Source organism: Eubacterium segne, from assembly GCF_014287775.1.
GTDB lineage: Bacteria > Bacillota > Clostridia > Lachnospirales > Lachnospiraceae > Eubacterium_G > Eubacterium_G segne.
The window spans coordinates 176,446-194,104 of record NZ_JACOOZ010000007.1 but is presented as its reverse complement, the minus strand read 5'-3'; the positions used below and the strand labels follow the sequence as shown (position 1 = coordinate 194,104).

Sequence of the window (17,659 nt, the reverse complement as noted above, 5' to 3'; positions counted from 1 at the left end):
GGGGATAAGGAAAAGATGAACAGTCTTTTAAATGAAAAACGTAGCATATATTCAAACATGGAAAGGGATGCCATGGTGGTAATAAGGGAATGTGCAAACATTAACATAAAGATTGAAGAGAAGGAGGAAAAGCAGGATATGTGTAAGGCAATTGATGACATGATGAGGGATGCAAGAATGAGTGGGGAAGCATTAGGAGAAGCAAGAGGAGAAGCAAGAGGAAGAGAAGCTGAACGTAAAAGAATGCAGGAGAAGCTGGACGAAAAGCAAAGTCAAATAGAAAAAGAACGTAGAAGATATGAAAAAGAAATAGAGGAATTAAAGAGGCAGCTTGCCGAGAAACAGACAGCCTAAAAGACATAATTATTAGAACAAAGTTATAGAATTCAAAGCCCGATTTAGGGGGATGGTCCTATAACTTTTTTCATACAATAGGTTGTAAAAAAATAAAAAAATAATGTAAAAATTTTTCAAAAAATGATGGACAAGAGTTGTGTTTGTGATAGAATAAAATTAGTTTTGAAAGTAGATATTTGGGTATGAATGCTACTACAAAATTGAAATTTAATGTATGAATCAAAGGAGAAAAACGGTGAGGAAAACAGTAAGAAAAATCATGGCATTAGTGCTAATGGGAGTTGCAACTTTCGGCTTGGTTGCATGTGGTAGTGTTGAAGAAAAAACGGGTATTGAAACAAGTGGGAATGATGTTATGAAAATGTCAGGTGAAAAATCACAAATCCATTTAACACAGACAAAAGAAACAGATGAAGGTTTTGAAGTGCCTGATCCTAAAAAGACAAATGGAACAGTTGAGGTTGTTATTCACAAATGTCAATATGCAGAAGAAACTGACGCCACATTTTGCACGGAAAAAAAGGATGAACCAACGTATGATTTATCCTATCTTGGATTTAAGGATAGGGTATATATCACTAACGCTACTGTAGGTAATATTAGCGGAGAAGGGGAATGTCTTGTATTAGTTATTGATGAAAACAAAAATGTGGATATTAATGAAAATTATGCTTATATTGCAGTGCTGGATTATAAAAACAAGAAAAGTTATCTGACAAGGACTGACATATTTGCAGGTTTGGGTGGCAGAGACGAACAGTTGAATCTGTGGGATGTTACGGGAGACGGTAAAGATGAAGTGATTTTGTCCAGCGAACCTAATATGCATGTTGACTGGAATCTTTATGAATTCACAGGTAAGGAATTAAAAAGAATATACAGTAATGTTGAGACGGCAGAGTTGGAGAGAGATGCATTTCGTGTCGAATTGTTGGACGATTATAAAATGAAAATCACAGGAGTTAAATTTAATTATGAGCAGATAATTTCTCTTTTAGATTTAGGATGCCAAAAAAGTGAATTGGAATATGTAGATCCAAATGATTTGGATAGATCAGATAATCAGGCTGCTCGTGTTTACAAAGAAGGCAAACTTGGAATGACTGAAGAAGATACAGCCGGTGCATTGAGTTTACATGCTTTAATGGCAGAAACATGGGATAACCATTATGCGGAATATGATTATTTCAAAGAAAGAAATGATGATAAAACAATCAGGACTTCACTGAGGATTACTATTGGCTCTAAAGAGATTGGTAAGCTGAACGTGTATTTAAAATATGATGCGGAAACTGATTCACTGGTGATTGGCAGGGCAGAATTTGTAGGAGAAAAGTAGGGAGAAAACAAAATGAAAAAGATAGCATTAATAACTATTTTATCAGCATTAATGATAACTTTAATAGGATGTGGTATATCAAAGAACAAGGTTGAAAATGACACTCCTGAAAAAATAACGGTGAACTATAAAAATGAAATTAAAAAATTAACTGATAAAGAAGTGTTTAAAATGGTTGTGGACGATTTTGATGAGGATGAAGAGGAAGAGGCATTTGCATTAACAAAGGGCAAACAGAACGGAGATGAAAGTGAGTTTGAACTTTGGTTCTTAAATTCGAAGGAAAGCAAAAAATTAGCAGATGCATTCATAGCTACAAGTGACACGTCAATTGAAACAATTAATCTGGGGCATAAGTATGTGCTTTTTAATGAGGTACAGGTGAGACAGAATGATGAAATGAAGACCATAATATATGGAGTGGAAAAAAATCAGGCAGTCGAATTGTATTCTAAAAATAGAATTAATTTATTCGTAGAAAATAATGAACTGTACGCATATAACTATTCATATTATGAATTACAATCTGATTTTAAGGACTGGATGAGTTTGTCTCAACAGAAATATCATTTTAAATGGGATGATAATTCGAAGACATGTAAGGAATACGAGGCTAAAGAAATATCAGAAGAGGAATTCTTTAAAATGTCAAATGCTAAGAACGTAAAGGAAAAAATTGACAATGAAATTAAGAATAAATATTCCAAAACTCTTGAAAATGTAAAATATACTTATTTACTGAGAGAAGATGACACAGTGGATGTTAATATGTTGGTGGAATTAAAGGACAAAAGTAAATATAAGTATTATGTAACGGTTTCATGCAAGGATAATACTTTGGAAACGGACGTGAATATTCTTGAAGGAAACAAAGAGTTAAAATTAAATATTTAAATTGAAATATATGTGAGCTGTTTCTTCAGAGTTTTGTAAGCTTTAAAGAAGCAGCTTTTTTATACGTTATTTTCTAAAATTCAAAATGTATTTCCAATGATTAGTGGCTAGTCATACTGCCTGCAATTTGGTACAATAGCCATATGAGTGAGTTTAATTTTTCAGAGGAATTGAAGAAAATGCCGGAAACGCCGGGAGTTTATCTTATGCATGATAAACGGGACGACGTTATATATGTAGGTAAGGCAGTTAATTTAAAAAGGCGGGTAAGTTCATATTTTAGGGAAAGCACTAAGAAGAGCCTGAAAATTCAGTCAATGGTTTCAAATATCAAAAGGTTTGAATATATATTGACAGATTCCGAATTAGAGGCCCTCATTTTAGAGTGTAACCTTATAAAAGAATACAGACCAAAGTACAACACCATGCTTATGGATGACAAGACTTATCCATATGTCATGGTTACTTTGCGTGAAGATTATCCGAGAATACTTTTAGCCCGAAGAATGAAAAAAGACAATAATAAATATTTTGGCCCCTTTACCAGTGCCGGGGCAGTTCGTGACACCATAGATTTATTACAGAAAATGTATAAAATCAGAAATTGTAATAAAACCATAATAGATAATAGAAAACCATGGGAGGAACAGGAGAATAAAAAGGAAGTTCCCCATGTTAATGGACGACCTTGTTTGTACTATCATATTGGGCAATGCGATGGAGCGTGTCAGGGATATATATCGAAAGAAAAATATCGGGAGAATGTAGATAAGGCAATAAAATTTCTAGAGGGTAATTACAGAGACACCATCAAGGAACTAGAGGAAAAGATGCAAAAGGCATCGGCAGAACTAGATTTTGAAAAGGCTATGGAGTGCCGTGATTTAATAAACAGTATTAACCACGTGGCAGGTAATCAGAAAATAACAACCCATCAATTTGAAGACAGAGATATTATTGCATATGCAGAAGAGGGAAATGATGCAGTGGTTCAGGTATTTTTTGTGAGAAACGGAAAACTCATAGGAAGGGAACATTTTTATCTGACAACAGTTCCGGGAGATACGGGAAGGGACATTCTTACGAGCTTTATCAAACAATATTATATAGGAACACCTTTTATTCCCCACGAATTACTGGTACAGGAGGAGGTAGAAGAGCCGGAATTATTATCAAAATTGCTTAGCAGGAATCAGAATTATACTGTTAAAATAGTAAATCCTAAAAAGGGAAGTAAGGAAAAGTTAGTGGAACTGGCAGCTAAGAATGCTGAAAATCTGTTAGAGCAAAACAAGGAAAAATACAGACGTGAGCAGAGAAAGACCACAGGTGCAGTTCATGAAATAGAGGAACTTACGGGAATTACCGGAATTCACAGAATGGAGTCATATGATATATCAAATACCAATGGATATGAATCTGTGGCATCCATGATTGTGTATGAGGACGGCAAACCAAAGAGAAATAACTATCGAAAGTTCAAAATTAAATCCGTAAAGGGACCGGACGATTACGCCAGCATGGAAGAGGTTCTTACAAGACGTTTTAAACATGGTTTGGAAGAGCGTGAGAAACTGGATTTAGAAGACGGTGATTACAATATGGGAAGTTTTAGTAAGTTTCCGGATGTGATTTTAATGGACGGAGGAAAAGGACAGGTAAATGTAGCTCTTAAAGTTCTTGACAATTTAGGAATAAATATTCCTGTATGTGGAATGGTTAAGGATGACAATCATAGAACAAGAGGTTTATATTATAATAATGTGGAAATACCAATAGATAGCCATTCTGAAGGTTTTAAACTTATTACAAGAATACAGGATGAAACCCACAGATTTGCCATTGAATATCATAGAAGTCTTAGAAATAAAGGACAGGTACATTCTATTTTAGATGATATTCCGGGAGTGGGACCTACAAGGCGAAAAGCACTTATGAGACATTTTAAAACTCTGGAAAATATCAGAACTGCCACGGTGGAGGAATTGGAGAAAGCACCATCTATGAATGAAAATGTGGCTAAGGATGTATATAAGTTCTTTCACTAAATTTAAAAATAATGTGTACAAAAAAATGCCCGGATGATATTATATCAGACAGGAGTAAAGTTATAAAATATTAATAATAACAGGAGAGGAGAGCATAAAATGGAATCAGATATCAGCATTAAATTTACAAAGATTGTAGAGTATTACAAACTTACAAATCATACACCATCAGTGGATACAGATAAAATTAAGATTACCATACCGGAAGTAAACAGACCGGCATTACAGCTGGCAGGCTTTTTTGAACATTTTGATAAAGAAAGAGTTCAGATTATTGGAAATGTGGAATGTGCATTTTTAGATAACATGGAAAGAAAAAACAGACAATGGGTGTATGAGAAACTGATGAGCAGCGGTATACCGTGTCTTATTCTTTGTCGTGGCAATAAGCCGGATGAGGATATGATTGAAATTGGAGCAAAGCATGGAGTTCCTATTTTATCAACAGATATGGCTACATCCAGATTTAACGCTGAACTGTCAAGATGGTTAAATGTTGAACTGGCACCTTGCATTACAAGACATGGAGTTTTGGTGGATGTTTATGGTGAAGGTGTGCTGATTATGGGTGAAAGCGGAATTGGAAAAAGTGAAGCTGCCCTTGAACTGATAAAGAGAGGACATCGTTTAGTTACAGATGATGTGGTGGAAATCAGAAAAGTAAGTGATGAAACATTGATTGGAACATCACCTGAAATAACCAAGCATTTTATTGAACTTCGAGGCATTGGAATTATTGATGTTAAGGCATTGTTTGGTGTTGAAAGTATTTTGGATACGGCAAACATTGATATGGTTATTAAACTGGAAGAGTGGGATAGAGAAAAAGAATATGACAGAATGGGTCTTGTGGACAATTACATTGAATTTCTGGGAAATAAAGTAGTGTGTCACTCCATTCCTATCAGACCGGGACGAAATCTTGCAGTTATTGTTGAGTCAGCGGCGGTTAACCACAGACAGAAGAGAATGGGATATAATGCGGCACAGGAATTATATAACCGTGTAGAAAAAAATATGAAGAAAGCAACAGAAGACGATGAATAAAATAATTTAGGAGGAAAAAATGAAAGAGTATTGTTTTGGAATTGATGTTGGAGGAACTACAATAAAGATAGGTTTCTTTAAAAATAATGGAGAAGTTTTAGATAAGTGGGAAATTACTACAAGAACAGAAAATTTTGGTGAAAATATTCTTGCAGATATATGTGAGGCTTTAGAGAGTAAATTAGTAAAAGAAGGCATCAGCCTTGATGAAATAGAAGGTATTGGAATTGGACTTCCGGGACCTGTTTTAGCAGATGGAACAGTTTTACAGTGTGTAAATTTAGGATGGGGAACTTTCAATGTTGAACAGAAGCTTTCTGAAATGTTCCATGGTATTAAGGTTAAAGCCGGAAATGATGCAAACGTAGCCGCCCTTGGTGAAGCATGGAAAGGTGGCGGAAAAGGTTATGATGACATTGTAATGATTACTCTTGGAACCGGTGTAGGTGGCGGAGTCATTATTAATGGTAAGATTCTTACAGGCTACAATGGTGGTGCAGGAGAAATCGGACATATGCATATGCAGGATGGAGAAGAGGAACAGTGTAATTGTGGAAGACATGGATGTCTGGAGCAGTATGCATCTGCCACAGGAGTTGTACGACTTGCAAAGAGATATATGGCAGCTCATAGTGACGAAAAATTAAATGAATTCGGGGAAAATATTACAGCTAAGGATGTTTTTGATTTGGCAAAAGAAGGAAATGAAGGTGCAATAACCATAACAAAGCAGATGGGCAACTATCTTGGAAAGGCTATGTCACATATTGCAGCGACAGTAAACCCACAGGCGTTTATCATAGGTGGAGGAGTAAGTAAGGCAGGTTCATACCTTATTGATGTTGTAAAGGATACATATAGGGAAACATGTTTTTCAGCATGTGGAGATGCAGCAGTTCATTTGGCAGAATTGGGAAATGATGCAGGAATGTTTGGTTCAGCAGCATTAATAATAAAATAATTTGTTAGGAGTGATTTTTTCATGACACAGCAGTTAATAGACAGCTTAAAGGAAATTGTTGGAGAAAAATTTGTTAAGGAAAACGAAAATATGGCAAAGCACTGTACCTTTAAGTGCGGTGGAAATGCAGCCCTTTACGTAATTCCGGGGTCAATAGATGAATTAGTGGATACAGTAAAGGCATGCAGAGCGGAAAATGCACCATATATGGTTATAGGTAACGGAAGTAATATCCTTGTAAGAGATGAGGGATATGATGGCATAATAATTGAAGTAAATTCAAGGATTAATACCATAGATGTTATCGGAGAGGAAATTGTGGCAGATGCCGGAGCCAAATTATCAGCAATTGCCATGACGGCAGCCGTAAATGACTTAGGTGGTTTTGAATTTGCCCATGGAATACCGGGAAATGTAGGCGGAGCCGTTGTTATGAATGCAGGGGCTTATGGTGGTGAAATGAAGGATGTAATTAAGTGGGTAAAGGTTTTAGACAAGGATGGAAATGTCAGAAAACTAGATATATCAGAGCTTGATATGGGATATAGAACCAGCAGAATTGCAAAAGAAGGAATGATAGTTCTTCAGATGTGCATTGGCTTATTTATAGGAACTTCAGAGGAAATCAGTTTGATTATGCAGATGCTTATGCAAAAGAGAAAGGCAAAGCAGCCGTTGGAATTTCCAAGTGCCGGAAGTACATTCAAAAGGCCTGAGGGCTATTTTGCCGGAAAGCTTATTGAAGATGCAGGTCTTAAAGGCTACAGGGTAGGCGGTGCCATGGTTTCAGAAAAGCATTGTGGATTTGTTATTAATTACAGTAATGCAACGGCAACTGATGTTTTGCAGGTTATAAATGACGTGGAGAAAACTGTAAAAGAGAAATTTAATGTTACATTAGAACCGGAAGTTAAAATTATTTAAAGGGAGACAGCAATGCGGTTTGTTATAGTTACAGGAATGTCAGGAGCCGGAAAAATTACGGCTCTTAAGATATTCGAGGATAATGGATATTATTGTGTAGACAATTTGCCTATAGATTTAATAGAAAATTTTGCTGATTTACTGTTTAGTCAGACCAGCGAAAAAAACAAGGTTGCCATTGGAGTTGATATAAGAAGTGGCAACAATTTAGACAGAATAAATGAAGTATTGGAAAATCTGCGTATTAAGGACCAGAATTATGAGATTCTGTTTTTAGACTGCAATAACAGCACTTTAATTAAGCGTTTTAAAGAAACAAGAAGAAGCCATCCTATGGGTGATGCGGACAGTGTTGAAAATGAAATTAACACAGAAAGAAAAAAGCTTGCATTTTTAAGAAAGCAGGCAGACTATATTATTGATACCAGCAATCTTCTTGTGAGAAATTTAAGAACTGAAATTGAAAAGATTTTTGTTATGAATAAGGAATACAGAAACCTTTTTGTAACAATAATGTCTTTTGGCTTCAAATTTGGAGTGCCGGCAGACTGTGATTTGGTTTTTGATGTGAGGTTTTTGCCTAACCCTTATTATATTCCGGAGTTAAAGCATAAAACCGGTGAAGATAAGGAAGTGCAGGATTTTGTATTAGATTCGGAAGTATCTAGGGAATTTTTAGAGAAACTTACGGATATGGTAAAATTTTTGATTCCTAATTACATAGATGAAGGAAAAAACCAGCTGGTTATTGGAATAGGATGTACCGGAGGACATCACAGGTCAGTAACCGTGGCGAAGGAATTGTACAAGCAGCTTGACAGCGCAGATGCAGGATACGGCATCAGAATAGCCCATAGGGATATTACCAGATAAAATCATGGAGGAAAATATTATGAGTTTCTCCCAAGAGGTGAAAGAAGAGTTAGCCACTCACATAAGTAGTGCAATGCATTGTAAGATTGCAGAGACTGCGGCTATTTTATCCATGTGTGGAAGTGTTGCCATTGACGAAAATGGAAAGTATTCCGTGAGATTCCGTACTGAAACCAAGGTAACGGCAGATAAGCTTAAGCAGCTTTTATGGAAAACTTTTCGTATTGAGACAGAAATTGTATCAAGAAATAATGCATATTCAAAAAGTCAAAAGACATATACTATTACCATAAAGGAACATGATGAGGCGTTAAAAGTTTTGCAGGCAACGAAACTGATTAATTCTTATGGTGATATAGAGGAGAATTTATCAATAACAAATAATGTTATTATAATGAAGGACTGTTGCAAACGTGCCTTTATCAGAGGGGCGTTTATGGCAGCAGGTTCCATTAATGATCCTCAGAAATCCTACCACTTTGAGATAAAGTGTAGCAGTAATAAAAAGTCGGAACAAATAATAAATTTACTTAAAAATTTCAATATTGAAGCGAAAACAGTTGCAAGAAAAGGTCATTTTGTGGTATATATCAAAGAAGGCGAAGGAATTATTAATGTTTTAAATGTTATGGAGGCTCACGTTGCTTTAATGAAAATGGAAAATATCCGTATTCTTAAGGATATGAGTAACTACTATAACAGGCAGGTTAATTGTGAAACTGCAAACATTAAAAAGACGGTTTCTACTTCTATAAGACAGATTGATGACATAAATATGATTATAGAAAAAAAAGGTTTGTCGTATTTACCTGAAAAATTACAGGATATTGCTACTGTCAGAGTGGAAAATCCTGATGCTTCATTACAGGAGCTAGGGGAAATGCTGGACCCGCCATTAGGAAAGTCGGGAGTTAATCATCGGTTAAGAAAGATTTGTCGTATTGCAGACGAATTGAGGGATTAACTGCTGAAAATTTGGTCCCATTGCAAATGAATTAAGGGAATGACCCTTTAGAAAGGAAGTATAAAATGACAACAAAGGACATTACGATTGATATCAAGCAGGGTGTGGAAGCTAGCCCGGTGGCTAAATGTGTACAGGTTGCAAGCCAGTTTGAAAGTAAAATCTATGTTGAGTACGAGACAAAGAAGGTTAATGCAAAGAGCATTATGGGAATGATGGCTTTAGGACTTGTGCCGGGACAGACAGTAAAGGTTTCTGCAGATGGTGCAGATGAGGCACAGGCAATAGAAAGCATAGAAAAATATTTAGGAAACAAAAATTAAGAAATTAAATTAGAGTAAAATAAAACGAGCCGGCTTAAGGTTGATAAAGTCAACTATGGAGCCGGTTCTTTTTATCATGGACAAAAAGGGAGTAATGATGTTGTTATATCAGGAAAACTAAAAAATAACAGAATATACAAAAAAATGGACACTTGAAAAAATATGTGAAAAATAAGATACTAATACTAACAAATGAAAAGCAAAAAAATATTATTAGCATATTAACTATCTTTGAATGTTTTTCTCTATATAATTTTTTAAAACCCCGGGTCTTTTAAGGCCTGGGGTTTTAAAATGCAGTAATTATTATAAAAAAGCGGAAATATGAACCTAAGAATTTTATAACCAAATGGAAGGGAAACTGTGTTATACTTGTATTTAGAATTGACGGTGTAGAAAATATGCATGGGCATAAAGACAGGAAAGCAGGTATATATGAGTTTTACACATTTACACGTCCATACAGAGTTTAGTTTGTTAGACGGTTCAAGTAAAATAAAAGAAATAACTAAGAGAGCTAAAGAGCTGGGAATGGATAGTCTTGCCATTACAGACCATGGCGTAATGTATGGGGCAATAGATTTTTACCGTGCGGCGTTGGCTAACGGCATAAAACCCATAATAGGTTGTGAGGTGTATGTAGCTCCCGGTTCAAGATTTGATAAAGAAGCAAATGCAGGTGAGGACAGGTACTATCACCTTATTTTGCTTGCAGAAAATAATAAAGGATATGCTAATTTATGCAAAATAGTATCTAAGGGATTTGTAGATGGTTTTTACTATAAGCCCAGAGTAGATTATGAAGTATTAAGGGAGTTTCACGAAGGAATTATATGCCTTAGTGCCTGTCTTGCAGGAGAAGTCCAGAGATTTCTTGCAAGAGGGGATTATCAGGCAGGAAAAGAGGCAGCACTTAGATACTTAGATATATTTGGTAAGGATAATTATTTTTTGGAATTACAGGATCATGGTATTTTGGAGCAAAAAACTGTTAATCAGCAGCTTTTAAGATTAAGTGATGAATTGGGAGTGGACTTAGTATGTACCAATGACGTTCATTACACTTATGCAGATGATGTGGAAGCCCACGATATTTTATTGTGTATTCAGACAGGAAAAAAGAAGTCTGATGAAGACAGAATGAGATATGAAGGGGGACAATACTATTTAAAATCTCCTGAGGAAATGGCGGATTTATTTAAGTATGCTCCCCAGGCTTTGGAAAATACAGAAAAAATAGCTAAGCGTTGTAATGTAACCTTTGAATTTGGAGTAACTAAAATCCCAAGTTTCCCTGTCCCAAAGGGGTATACATCATGGACATATTTAAAGGAATTATGTGAAAATGGTTTACATAAAAGATATCCGGTGTTTAAAGGTGAAAAGGACGAAAACTGTAAGCTTTCCAGGGAAGAATTAGAAGACAGACTTAATTATGAACTTAATACAATAAAAAGTATGGGTTACATTGAATATTTCCTTATTGTATGGGATTTTATTCATTTTGCCAAATCCAGCGGAATTGCCGTAGGCCCGGGAAGAGGCTCTGCAGCAGGAAGCATTGTGTCTTATTGCCTTGAGATTACAGATATAGAGCCAATGAGATATAATCTGATTTTTGAGCGATTCCTTAATCCTGAAAGAGTTTCCATGCCTGATATTGACGTGGACTTCTGTATTGAAAGAAGACAGGAAGTTATTGATTATGTAGGAAGAAAATATGGAAAAGACCATGTGGCACAGATTGTAACCTTTGGAACACTGAAGGCAAAGGGAGTAATACGTGATGTGGCCAGGGTACTTGATATGCCTTATGCCCAGGCAGATGCCATTGCCAAAATGATACCAAATGATCTCCATATGACTCTTGATATAGCATTAAAGCAAAGCAAGGAATTAAGGGATTTATATGAAGGGGATTCGGATGTAAAGTATCTTATTGATATGTCAAAAAGACTTGAGGGACTCCCAAGACACGCATCCATGCATGCGGCGGGGGTTGTTATTTGCGGAAAGCCGGTAGATGAATATGTACCTTTGTCCAGAGCCTCAGACGGCTCCATAACTACCCAGTACATAATGACAACATTAGAGGAACTGGGACTTTTGAAAATGGACTTTTTAGGTCTTAGAAACCTTACGGTTATACAAAATGCCCTAAGATTCATTAAGAAAAACAGAGGTCTTGATATTGATTTAAACAAAATAGATTATTCAGATAAAAATGTACTTCACTATATTGGTACCGGAAATACAGAAGGAATATTCCAGCTAGAAAGCAGCGGAATGAAAAGCTTCATGAAGGAATTAAAACCTGAAAGCCTTGAAGATATTATAGCGGGAATTTCTTTGTACAGACCGGGACCGATGGATTTCATTCCAAAATATATTGAGGGAAAAAATAATGCAGACAGCGTAACCTACGATTGTCCTCAACTTGAGAGTATATTAGAGCCAACCTACGGATGTATCGTTTATCAGGAACAGGTAATGCAGATAGTCCGTGACCTGGCAGGATTTTCTCTGGGACGAAGCGATTTGTTAAGAAGAGCAATGTCAAAGAAAAAAGCGGATGTTATGGCAAAGGAGCGAAAGGTTTTTGTTTACGGTGACGAGCCAGAAAACATCAAGGGATGTGTAAACAATGGAATAAGCGAGTCAATTGCCAATAAAATATACGACGAAATGACGGATTTTGCCCAGTATGCCTTTAACAAGTCCCATGCTGCGGCATATGCTGTGGTTACATACCAGACAGCGTACCTTAAATATTATTATACTGCTGAATTTATGGCAGCGATGTTGTCGTCAGTTATGGATATGACTGACAAGGTAGCAGAATATGTATATTCCTGTCGCTCCATGGGAATAAAAATTTTGCCACCGGACATAAATGAAGGTGAAAGCGGATTTTCAGCTAAAGGAGACAGTATCAGATATGGTCTTACAGCAATAAAAAATGTAGGAAAAGCTGTTATCGACAATATAGTAGCTGAAAGAGAGGCTCGTGGAATATATAAAGACCTTGAAGATTTCATTTCAAGGACAGCACCTCTTGGAGTAAATAAAAGAGCCATTGAAAATTTCATTAAGGCGGGAGCCTTTGATTCATTTGGTGCCACGAGAAAGCAGATGATGATGGTTTATGTTCAGATTGTGGACAGTGTAAACCAGGATAAAAAAGATACCATGCAGGGACAAATGTCATTGTTTGACATTGCCGATGAGGACCAGAAAAAGAATTACAAAATGCAAATGCCAAATGTTGGTGAATATGATAATGACCAGAAGCTTGAATTTGAAAAGGAAGTTATTGGAATATATGCCAGTGGTCATCCTCTATCTGACATGGAAGAAAAGTGGAAACGTGTTATTACAAATATGAGTCTTGATTTTGCTGTTCCTGAAGAAGGGGAAAGTTATAAAATAAAGGACAAAAGCCGGGTTACGGTAGGAGGTATAATAACCACTGTAACGAGAAAATTCACAAAGCGTGGAGAACAGATGGCGTTTTTAACTTTGGAAGATTTAGTGGGAACTGTGGAAATCGTTGTTTTTCCAAGAGAATTTGATAAATATAGGGAAATTCTAATGGAAGGCAGAAAAATATTTATCACAGGAGAGGCAGATATACAGGAAAATGCTCCGGGAAAGGTTAAGGCAAGTGAAATAAAAGAGTTTGTTCAGGTTCCGTCAGAGCTTTGGATAGCCTTTAAGGATAAGGAAGCCTATATTGCCGGGGAACAGAAGTTAATCAGTCTTTTATCTGAAAATAAAGGAAATGACAGAGTTATGATAGCATTGGCGAAGGAGCGTCAGAGAAAAATGATGCCGGCACAGTACAGGGTAGATGCCAATAAGAATTTTGTTGAAAAATTAAAGGAAATCTACGGAGAGGATTTAGTAAAGCTTCTTCAGTAAAAAATGGGAGATTAGGATATGCTAATTACATCAGCTACAAATGCTCATATAAAAAATATTATAAGTCTTAAAGAAAAGTCTAAAGTGCGAAAATCCACCGGGTTGTTTACGGTAGAAGGCATTAAGATGTTTTTGGAGGTCCCAAGGGACGAACTGAAAGAGATTTATGTTTCAGAAAGTTTTGAAAAAGAAAACAAGGACAGTCTTAAAGGCTATAGCTACAATATAGTAAGTGATAACATATTTAAAAAAATATCAGATACTGTTACACCGCAGGGAGTTTTAGCCATAGTAAAGCAAAAAAAATATACCGTAGAGGATATAATTGAAAAACGTAATAAAAATGGCAGCTGTATTGTGGTATTAGACCGGTTGCAGGATCCGGGAAATTTGGGAACAATTGTGAGAACCGGTGAGGGAGCAGGAATTTCAGGCATAATAATGAGCAGTGATTGTGCAGATATATATAACCCAAAGGTAATACGTTCAACTATGGGTTCCATATTCAGGGTTCCTTTTGCCATTTCCCATAATTTGCCGGAGGACATAGACAAGTTAAAACAAGGGGGTATTACAACCTACGCAGCACATCTAAAGGGGGATTTGTACCACAACGGTGTGTTTAACAGGGATGTTGCACTGCTAATTGGCAACGAGGCAAGGGGCCTTAGTCAGGAAGTGTCACAAAAGGCGGATAGACTTATAAAGATACCTATGGAAGGAAAGGTGGAATCATTAAATGCAGCAATTGCCACGGCAATTCTTATGTATGAAGCAAAAGCTGTCAGGGACAAAATACAATAGATGAAATATAATTAACATAAAAATAACCGGGCATTAACGATTTGAAATCGTTAGAACCCGGTTATTTTTGGTTATAATTAATAGGCAATAGAAGCCAGCTTCTCAACAGCATGATCTGCAATAATTACTTCATAATGCTCATTAAGATATGCCGGTTTAAAAGCCGTCACATCTTCGGTCCTGCCGTATTCTGAAATAAGTCCTCTGGCCCTTGCTACAAAAAATTCGTCTTTTGAAGTAAAAAGAACGTTAAGATAATATCTGCCATCTAAAGGAGACTTATATAGGGAACTTTCACCTGAAAATTCATCATTTAAAATTCCTGCTAAATCAATTAAAACATTCAAATCATCATAAGAAGAAAGAAGATGGACTGAATATTCCTCTAATTTAGGCTGATTATTATCTTTATCTAAAGAAGATTCCTCATCTAAAGGAGCTTCGTCATCGTAGTCATCTAAAGAATCCTCTATTATTTCATCAAAATCATCAAGTTCAACCCCTGCATCACCAAAATGTGCATATAAGCTTTCCTTAATTTTTTCCTTTAATTCCTCAGGAAAACCGTTGGAAAACAATGAAGGATAGTGATGACCATCCTCATCCTGATTAGGAACCTTAGTTATAACCAGAACAATACCATCAGAAGGAATCGGTGTGGCTTCTACCATTAACGGAATGTTACTAACATCAAAACCAAAATCATCATTTGCCTGACGCATCATGTCCTGAAAAAGTTCTTTAATCTTCATGGAACCGTATGCCAACTCACTTATTGTAATGTCACGATCCTCAAGGTCCTCCCTGGTTAAGGTACAGCGAATCTGATTGTCATTGATTTTTTCAATTTTCATAAAAATCACCTCTCATTCGAATAGATTCGTTATAATACAAAAACATTTATGATACTAGTATATCCAATAAACCTAAAAGTGTAAAGATTTTAGGTTAGCAATATCTTACAAGTACAATATATATACTGTAAAAATGTACAAAGTATGACAAAATTTTTAAAAATGGTAACAGCTTAGCCATGCGATACAGTTACAGCTCAGCCATCCCAGCTCGAATCCACAGGCATAGCTGTTACAAAAAATAGGTTGCAATATATAAACAATATGATATAATCGGTTTAAGGTTAAATGAATAATACGGAAACATAGCATAACAATAACTAAAATTAGTATTTCACAAGAAAGTTTATGGTTTCCCCATGAATGTAGACTTCTGTACTATTATAGTGCAGAAGTTTTCATATGTAAGGGAAAATACTGTATGCAGTCTTTTTTATTTATGGTATGATAAAAGTGTTATGTTCCATTTATGGGACATTTCCGACGAAATGCCTCTGATTAAAGGTAGGGGCATTACATTTATTATAAGGAGGAATTACAGTGAGAAAAAACGTAAGATATATTGCACTTACCGCATTAGTGATTTCAGCGTTTGTTTTATCAGGATGTGATATGTTTAGAAAGACTAATGATGGAAAAGTGGATTTAAAATGGTATATGGGACTTACCTATGAAGATGACAATGGCAAGGATGTTAATTACACTACCAAAAGCGGTGACAGTGTAGTGGCAGTTGCATTAGAGGATAAATATAGCGAACAGTACGGAATTATGAAGGATGCAGATGTATTTGTAAGCATTGATATGGTTAAAGACAATATAGACCCAAGATTTTACTATGATAAAAGCAATGGGAGTTTAATGTTTACCAACGCAACAACTTCCTATGAAATGCCTCTTAATGAAAATGTTATAGACAAGGAAAAGGTTAATTATACAACCTGCATTAAAGAAAATAAAAAATGCTATATAAATATAGAAACCGTTAAAAAGTTTGTAGATATTAATTATAAATTAACTAAGGCAGAAGGTGATGCACCGGCTATTTTAAGTATTACATATAAAAGTGGAAAGAAAAATATAATGACTACTGACAGTAATATTGAAATGCGTACTAAAGGTGATTACCAGAACCTTATAGTAAAAGAAATTTCAAAGGGAACAAAGGTTACGGTTATAGAAAGTGGCAAGAACTGGGATAAAGTACGAACAGAAAACGGCTATATCGGATACATTCCCGTATCGGAGTTAAATGATAGTGGAACTCAGGAGGTTTCATTTAAAAATGACGATGATACATACACTCATGTAACATTAGATACAAAGGTGAGTCTGGCATGGAATCAGATATATAATCAGAATGCCAATAACAACTTTGATGAACTGACAGCAAATGTTAAAGGGGTAAATGTTATTTCCCCTACATGGTTTTCATTGGTGGATAAAAACGGAAATCTGTCATCCCTTGCAGATTTAAATTATGTGGAAAAAGCCCATAAAAAGGGAATGCAGGTGTGGGCGTTAGTTAATGACTTTACAGACAGGAAACTTACAAAGAAGGTATTAACATCAACTGCTCTTAGAAAGAAATTTATTAACAATATAATGTATTTTGCAGACAGTTATGAACTAGACGGCGTTAATATTGACTTTGAATATATAACAGAAGAGATTATTGATGACTATCTTCAGTTCCTTAGGGAATTATCCATTGAGTGTAGGGCTGCTAAAAAAGTTCTTTCGGTAGATAATTATGCACCATCTAAATGGAGTGCCTATTATGACAGAAAGCAGCAGATTAAATTAGTGGATTATTTGATTATAATGAATTATGATGAACATACTTCTGCAAGTGATGAGGCAGGTTCAGTGTCATCTATGTCTTATGCACAAAATTCAATTAAAGATACTTTGGAAGAAACAGGAAATTCTGACAGAGTAATAAATGGAATGCCGTTTTATACAAGAATCTGGGAAACAAAAAGTGAAGAGGATGGCAATGCAGATGGTTCAGGAAAGCTTATTGAAGATGCAGCAAATGGAAATTATTATTTATCAAGCAAGGCTGTTGGAATGAATGCCGCAAAGAAAGAATACAAGGCTGCAGGAGTTAAGCCGGCTTTTGACGAAACTACAGGACAGAATTTTGTAACGTATACAAAGGGAAGCAGTACTTTCATGATTTGGCTTGAGGATGAAACATCAGTTAAGTCAAGGCTGGAATTAATGAATAAGTACAAATTAGGAGGAGCTGCTTACTGGTCATTAGGTCAGGAAGAGGACGGCATCTGGAAAACAATTTCAGAATATTTTAAATAATAGTTATAATTTACATTTTTGCCTCATATAA

The 17,659-nt window shown here is 35.8% G+C and carries 14 protein-coding genes; 13 read left to right on the top strand and 1 reads right to left on the bottom strand.

All coding sequences use genetic code 11. The annotated features are described in order from the left end of the window. The 12 genes from H8S00_RS10685 to H8S00_RS10630 form a co-directional block, all read left to right on the top strand. Nucleotides 1-354: hypothetical protein (locus H8S00_RS10685; RefSeq protein WP_366459809.1), on the top strand; the 354-nt coding region annotated here is incomplete at its 5' end. 238 nt (nt 355-592) lie between these two features. Continuing rightward, the gene (locus H8S00_RS10680; protein ID WP_118589951.1) at nt 593-1,696 is read left to right on the top strand and encodes a hypothetical protein; all 1,104 of its coding nucleotides are present in this window, start codon (nt 593-595) and stop codon (nt 1,694-1,696) included. 12 nt (nt 1,697-1,708) lie between these two features. Continuing rightward, nucleotides 1,709-2,590, top strand: a complete 882-nt coding sequence (locus H8S00_RS10675; protein WP_186840525.1) for a hypothetical protein — start codon at nt 1,709-1,711, stop codon at nt 2,588-2,590. A gap of 143 nt (nt 2,591-2,733) precedes the next feature. Beyond that, nucleotides 2,734-4,638, top strand: a complete 1,905-nt coding sequence (uvrC, locus tag H8S00_RS10670; RefSeq protein WP_186840524.1) for an excinuclease ABC subunit UvrC — start codon at nt 2,734-2,736, stop codon at nt 4,636-4,638. A gap of 99 nt (nt 4,639-4,737) precedes the next feature. After that, the gene (hprK, locus tag H8S00_RS10665; RefSeq protein WP_021951781.1) at nt 4,738-5,685 is read left to right on the top strand and encodes an HPr(Ser) kinase/phosphatase; all 948 of its coding nucleotides are present in this window, start codon (nt 4,738-4,740) and stop codon (nt 5,683-5,685) included. A 19-nt stretch (nt 5,686-5,704) separates the two neighbouring features. Beyond that, nucleotides 5,705-6,646: an ROK family glucokinase gene (locus H8S00_RS10660; protein ID WP_186840523.1), complete on the top strand. Its 942-nt coding sequence runs from the start codon at nt 5,705-5,707 to the stop codon at nt 6,644-6,646. Nucleotides 6,647-6,667: 21 nt separating this feature from the next. After that, nucleotides 6,668-7,570, top strand: a complete 903-nt coding sequence (gene murB / locus H8S00_RS10655; protein WP_186840522.1) for a UDP-N-acetylmuramate dehydrogenase — start codon at nt 6,668-6,670, stop codon at nt 7,568-7,570. 12 nt (nt 7,571-7,582) lie between these two features. Beyond that, entirely contained in the window at nt 7,583-8,443 is an 861-nt protein-coding gene (gene rapZ, locus H8S00_RS10650; RefSeq protein ID WP_186840521.1) for an RNase adapter RapZ, read from the top strand. 19 nt (nt 8,444-8,462) lie between these two features. After that, entirely contained in the window at nt 8,463-9,407 is a 945-nt protein-coding gene (gene whiA, locus H8S00_RS10645; protein ID WP_186840520.1) for a DNA-binding protein WhiA, read from the top strand. Nucleotides 9,408-9,472: 65 nt separating this feature from the next. Then, the gene (locus H8S00_RS10640; protein ID WP_021951786.1) at nt 9,473-9,730 is read left to right on the top strand and encodes an HPr family phosphocarrier protein; all 258 of its coding nucleotides are present in this window, start codon (nt 9,473-9,475) and stop codon (nt 9,728-9,730) included. 435 nt (nt 9,731-10,165) lie between these two features. Next, on the top strand, nt 10,166-13,651 hold the full coding sequence (locus tag H8S00_RS10635; RefSeq protein WP_186840519.1) for a DNA polymerase III subunit alpha: 3,486 nt from the start codon (nt 10,166-10,168) through the stop codon (nt 13,649-13,651). Nucleotides 13,652-13,669: 18 nt separating this feature from the next. Then, nucleotides 13,670-14,455: a TrmH family RNA methyltransferase gene (locus H8S00_RS10630; RefSeq protein WP_118589941.1), complete on the top strand. Its 786-nt coding sequence runs from the start codon at nt 13,670-13,672 to the stop codon at nt 14,453-14,455. Nucleotides 14,456-14,532: 77 nt separating this feature from the next. Here H8S00_RS10630 and H8S00_RS10625 read toward each other — a convergent pair whose 3' ends face one another. Next, nucleotides 14,533-15,309, bottom strand: a complete 777-nt coding sequence (locus H8S00_RS10625) for an adaptor protein MecA (RefSeq protein ID WP_118589939.1) — start codon at nt 15,307-15,309, stop codon at nt 14,533-14,535. Nucleotides 15,310-15,849: 540 nt separating this feature from the next. Between H8S00_RS10625 and H8S00_RS10620 the strand changes: the two genes are divergently transcribed. Beyond that, on the top strand, nt 15,850-17,628 hold the full coding sequence (locus H8S00_RS10620; RefSeq protein ID WP_021951790.1) for a glycosyl hydrolase family 18 protein: 1,779 nt from the start codon (nt 15,850-15,852) through the stop codon (nt 17,626-17,628). Nucleotides 17,629-17,659: the final 31 nt, after the last annotated feature.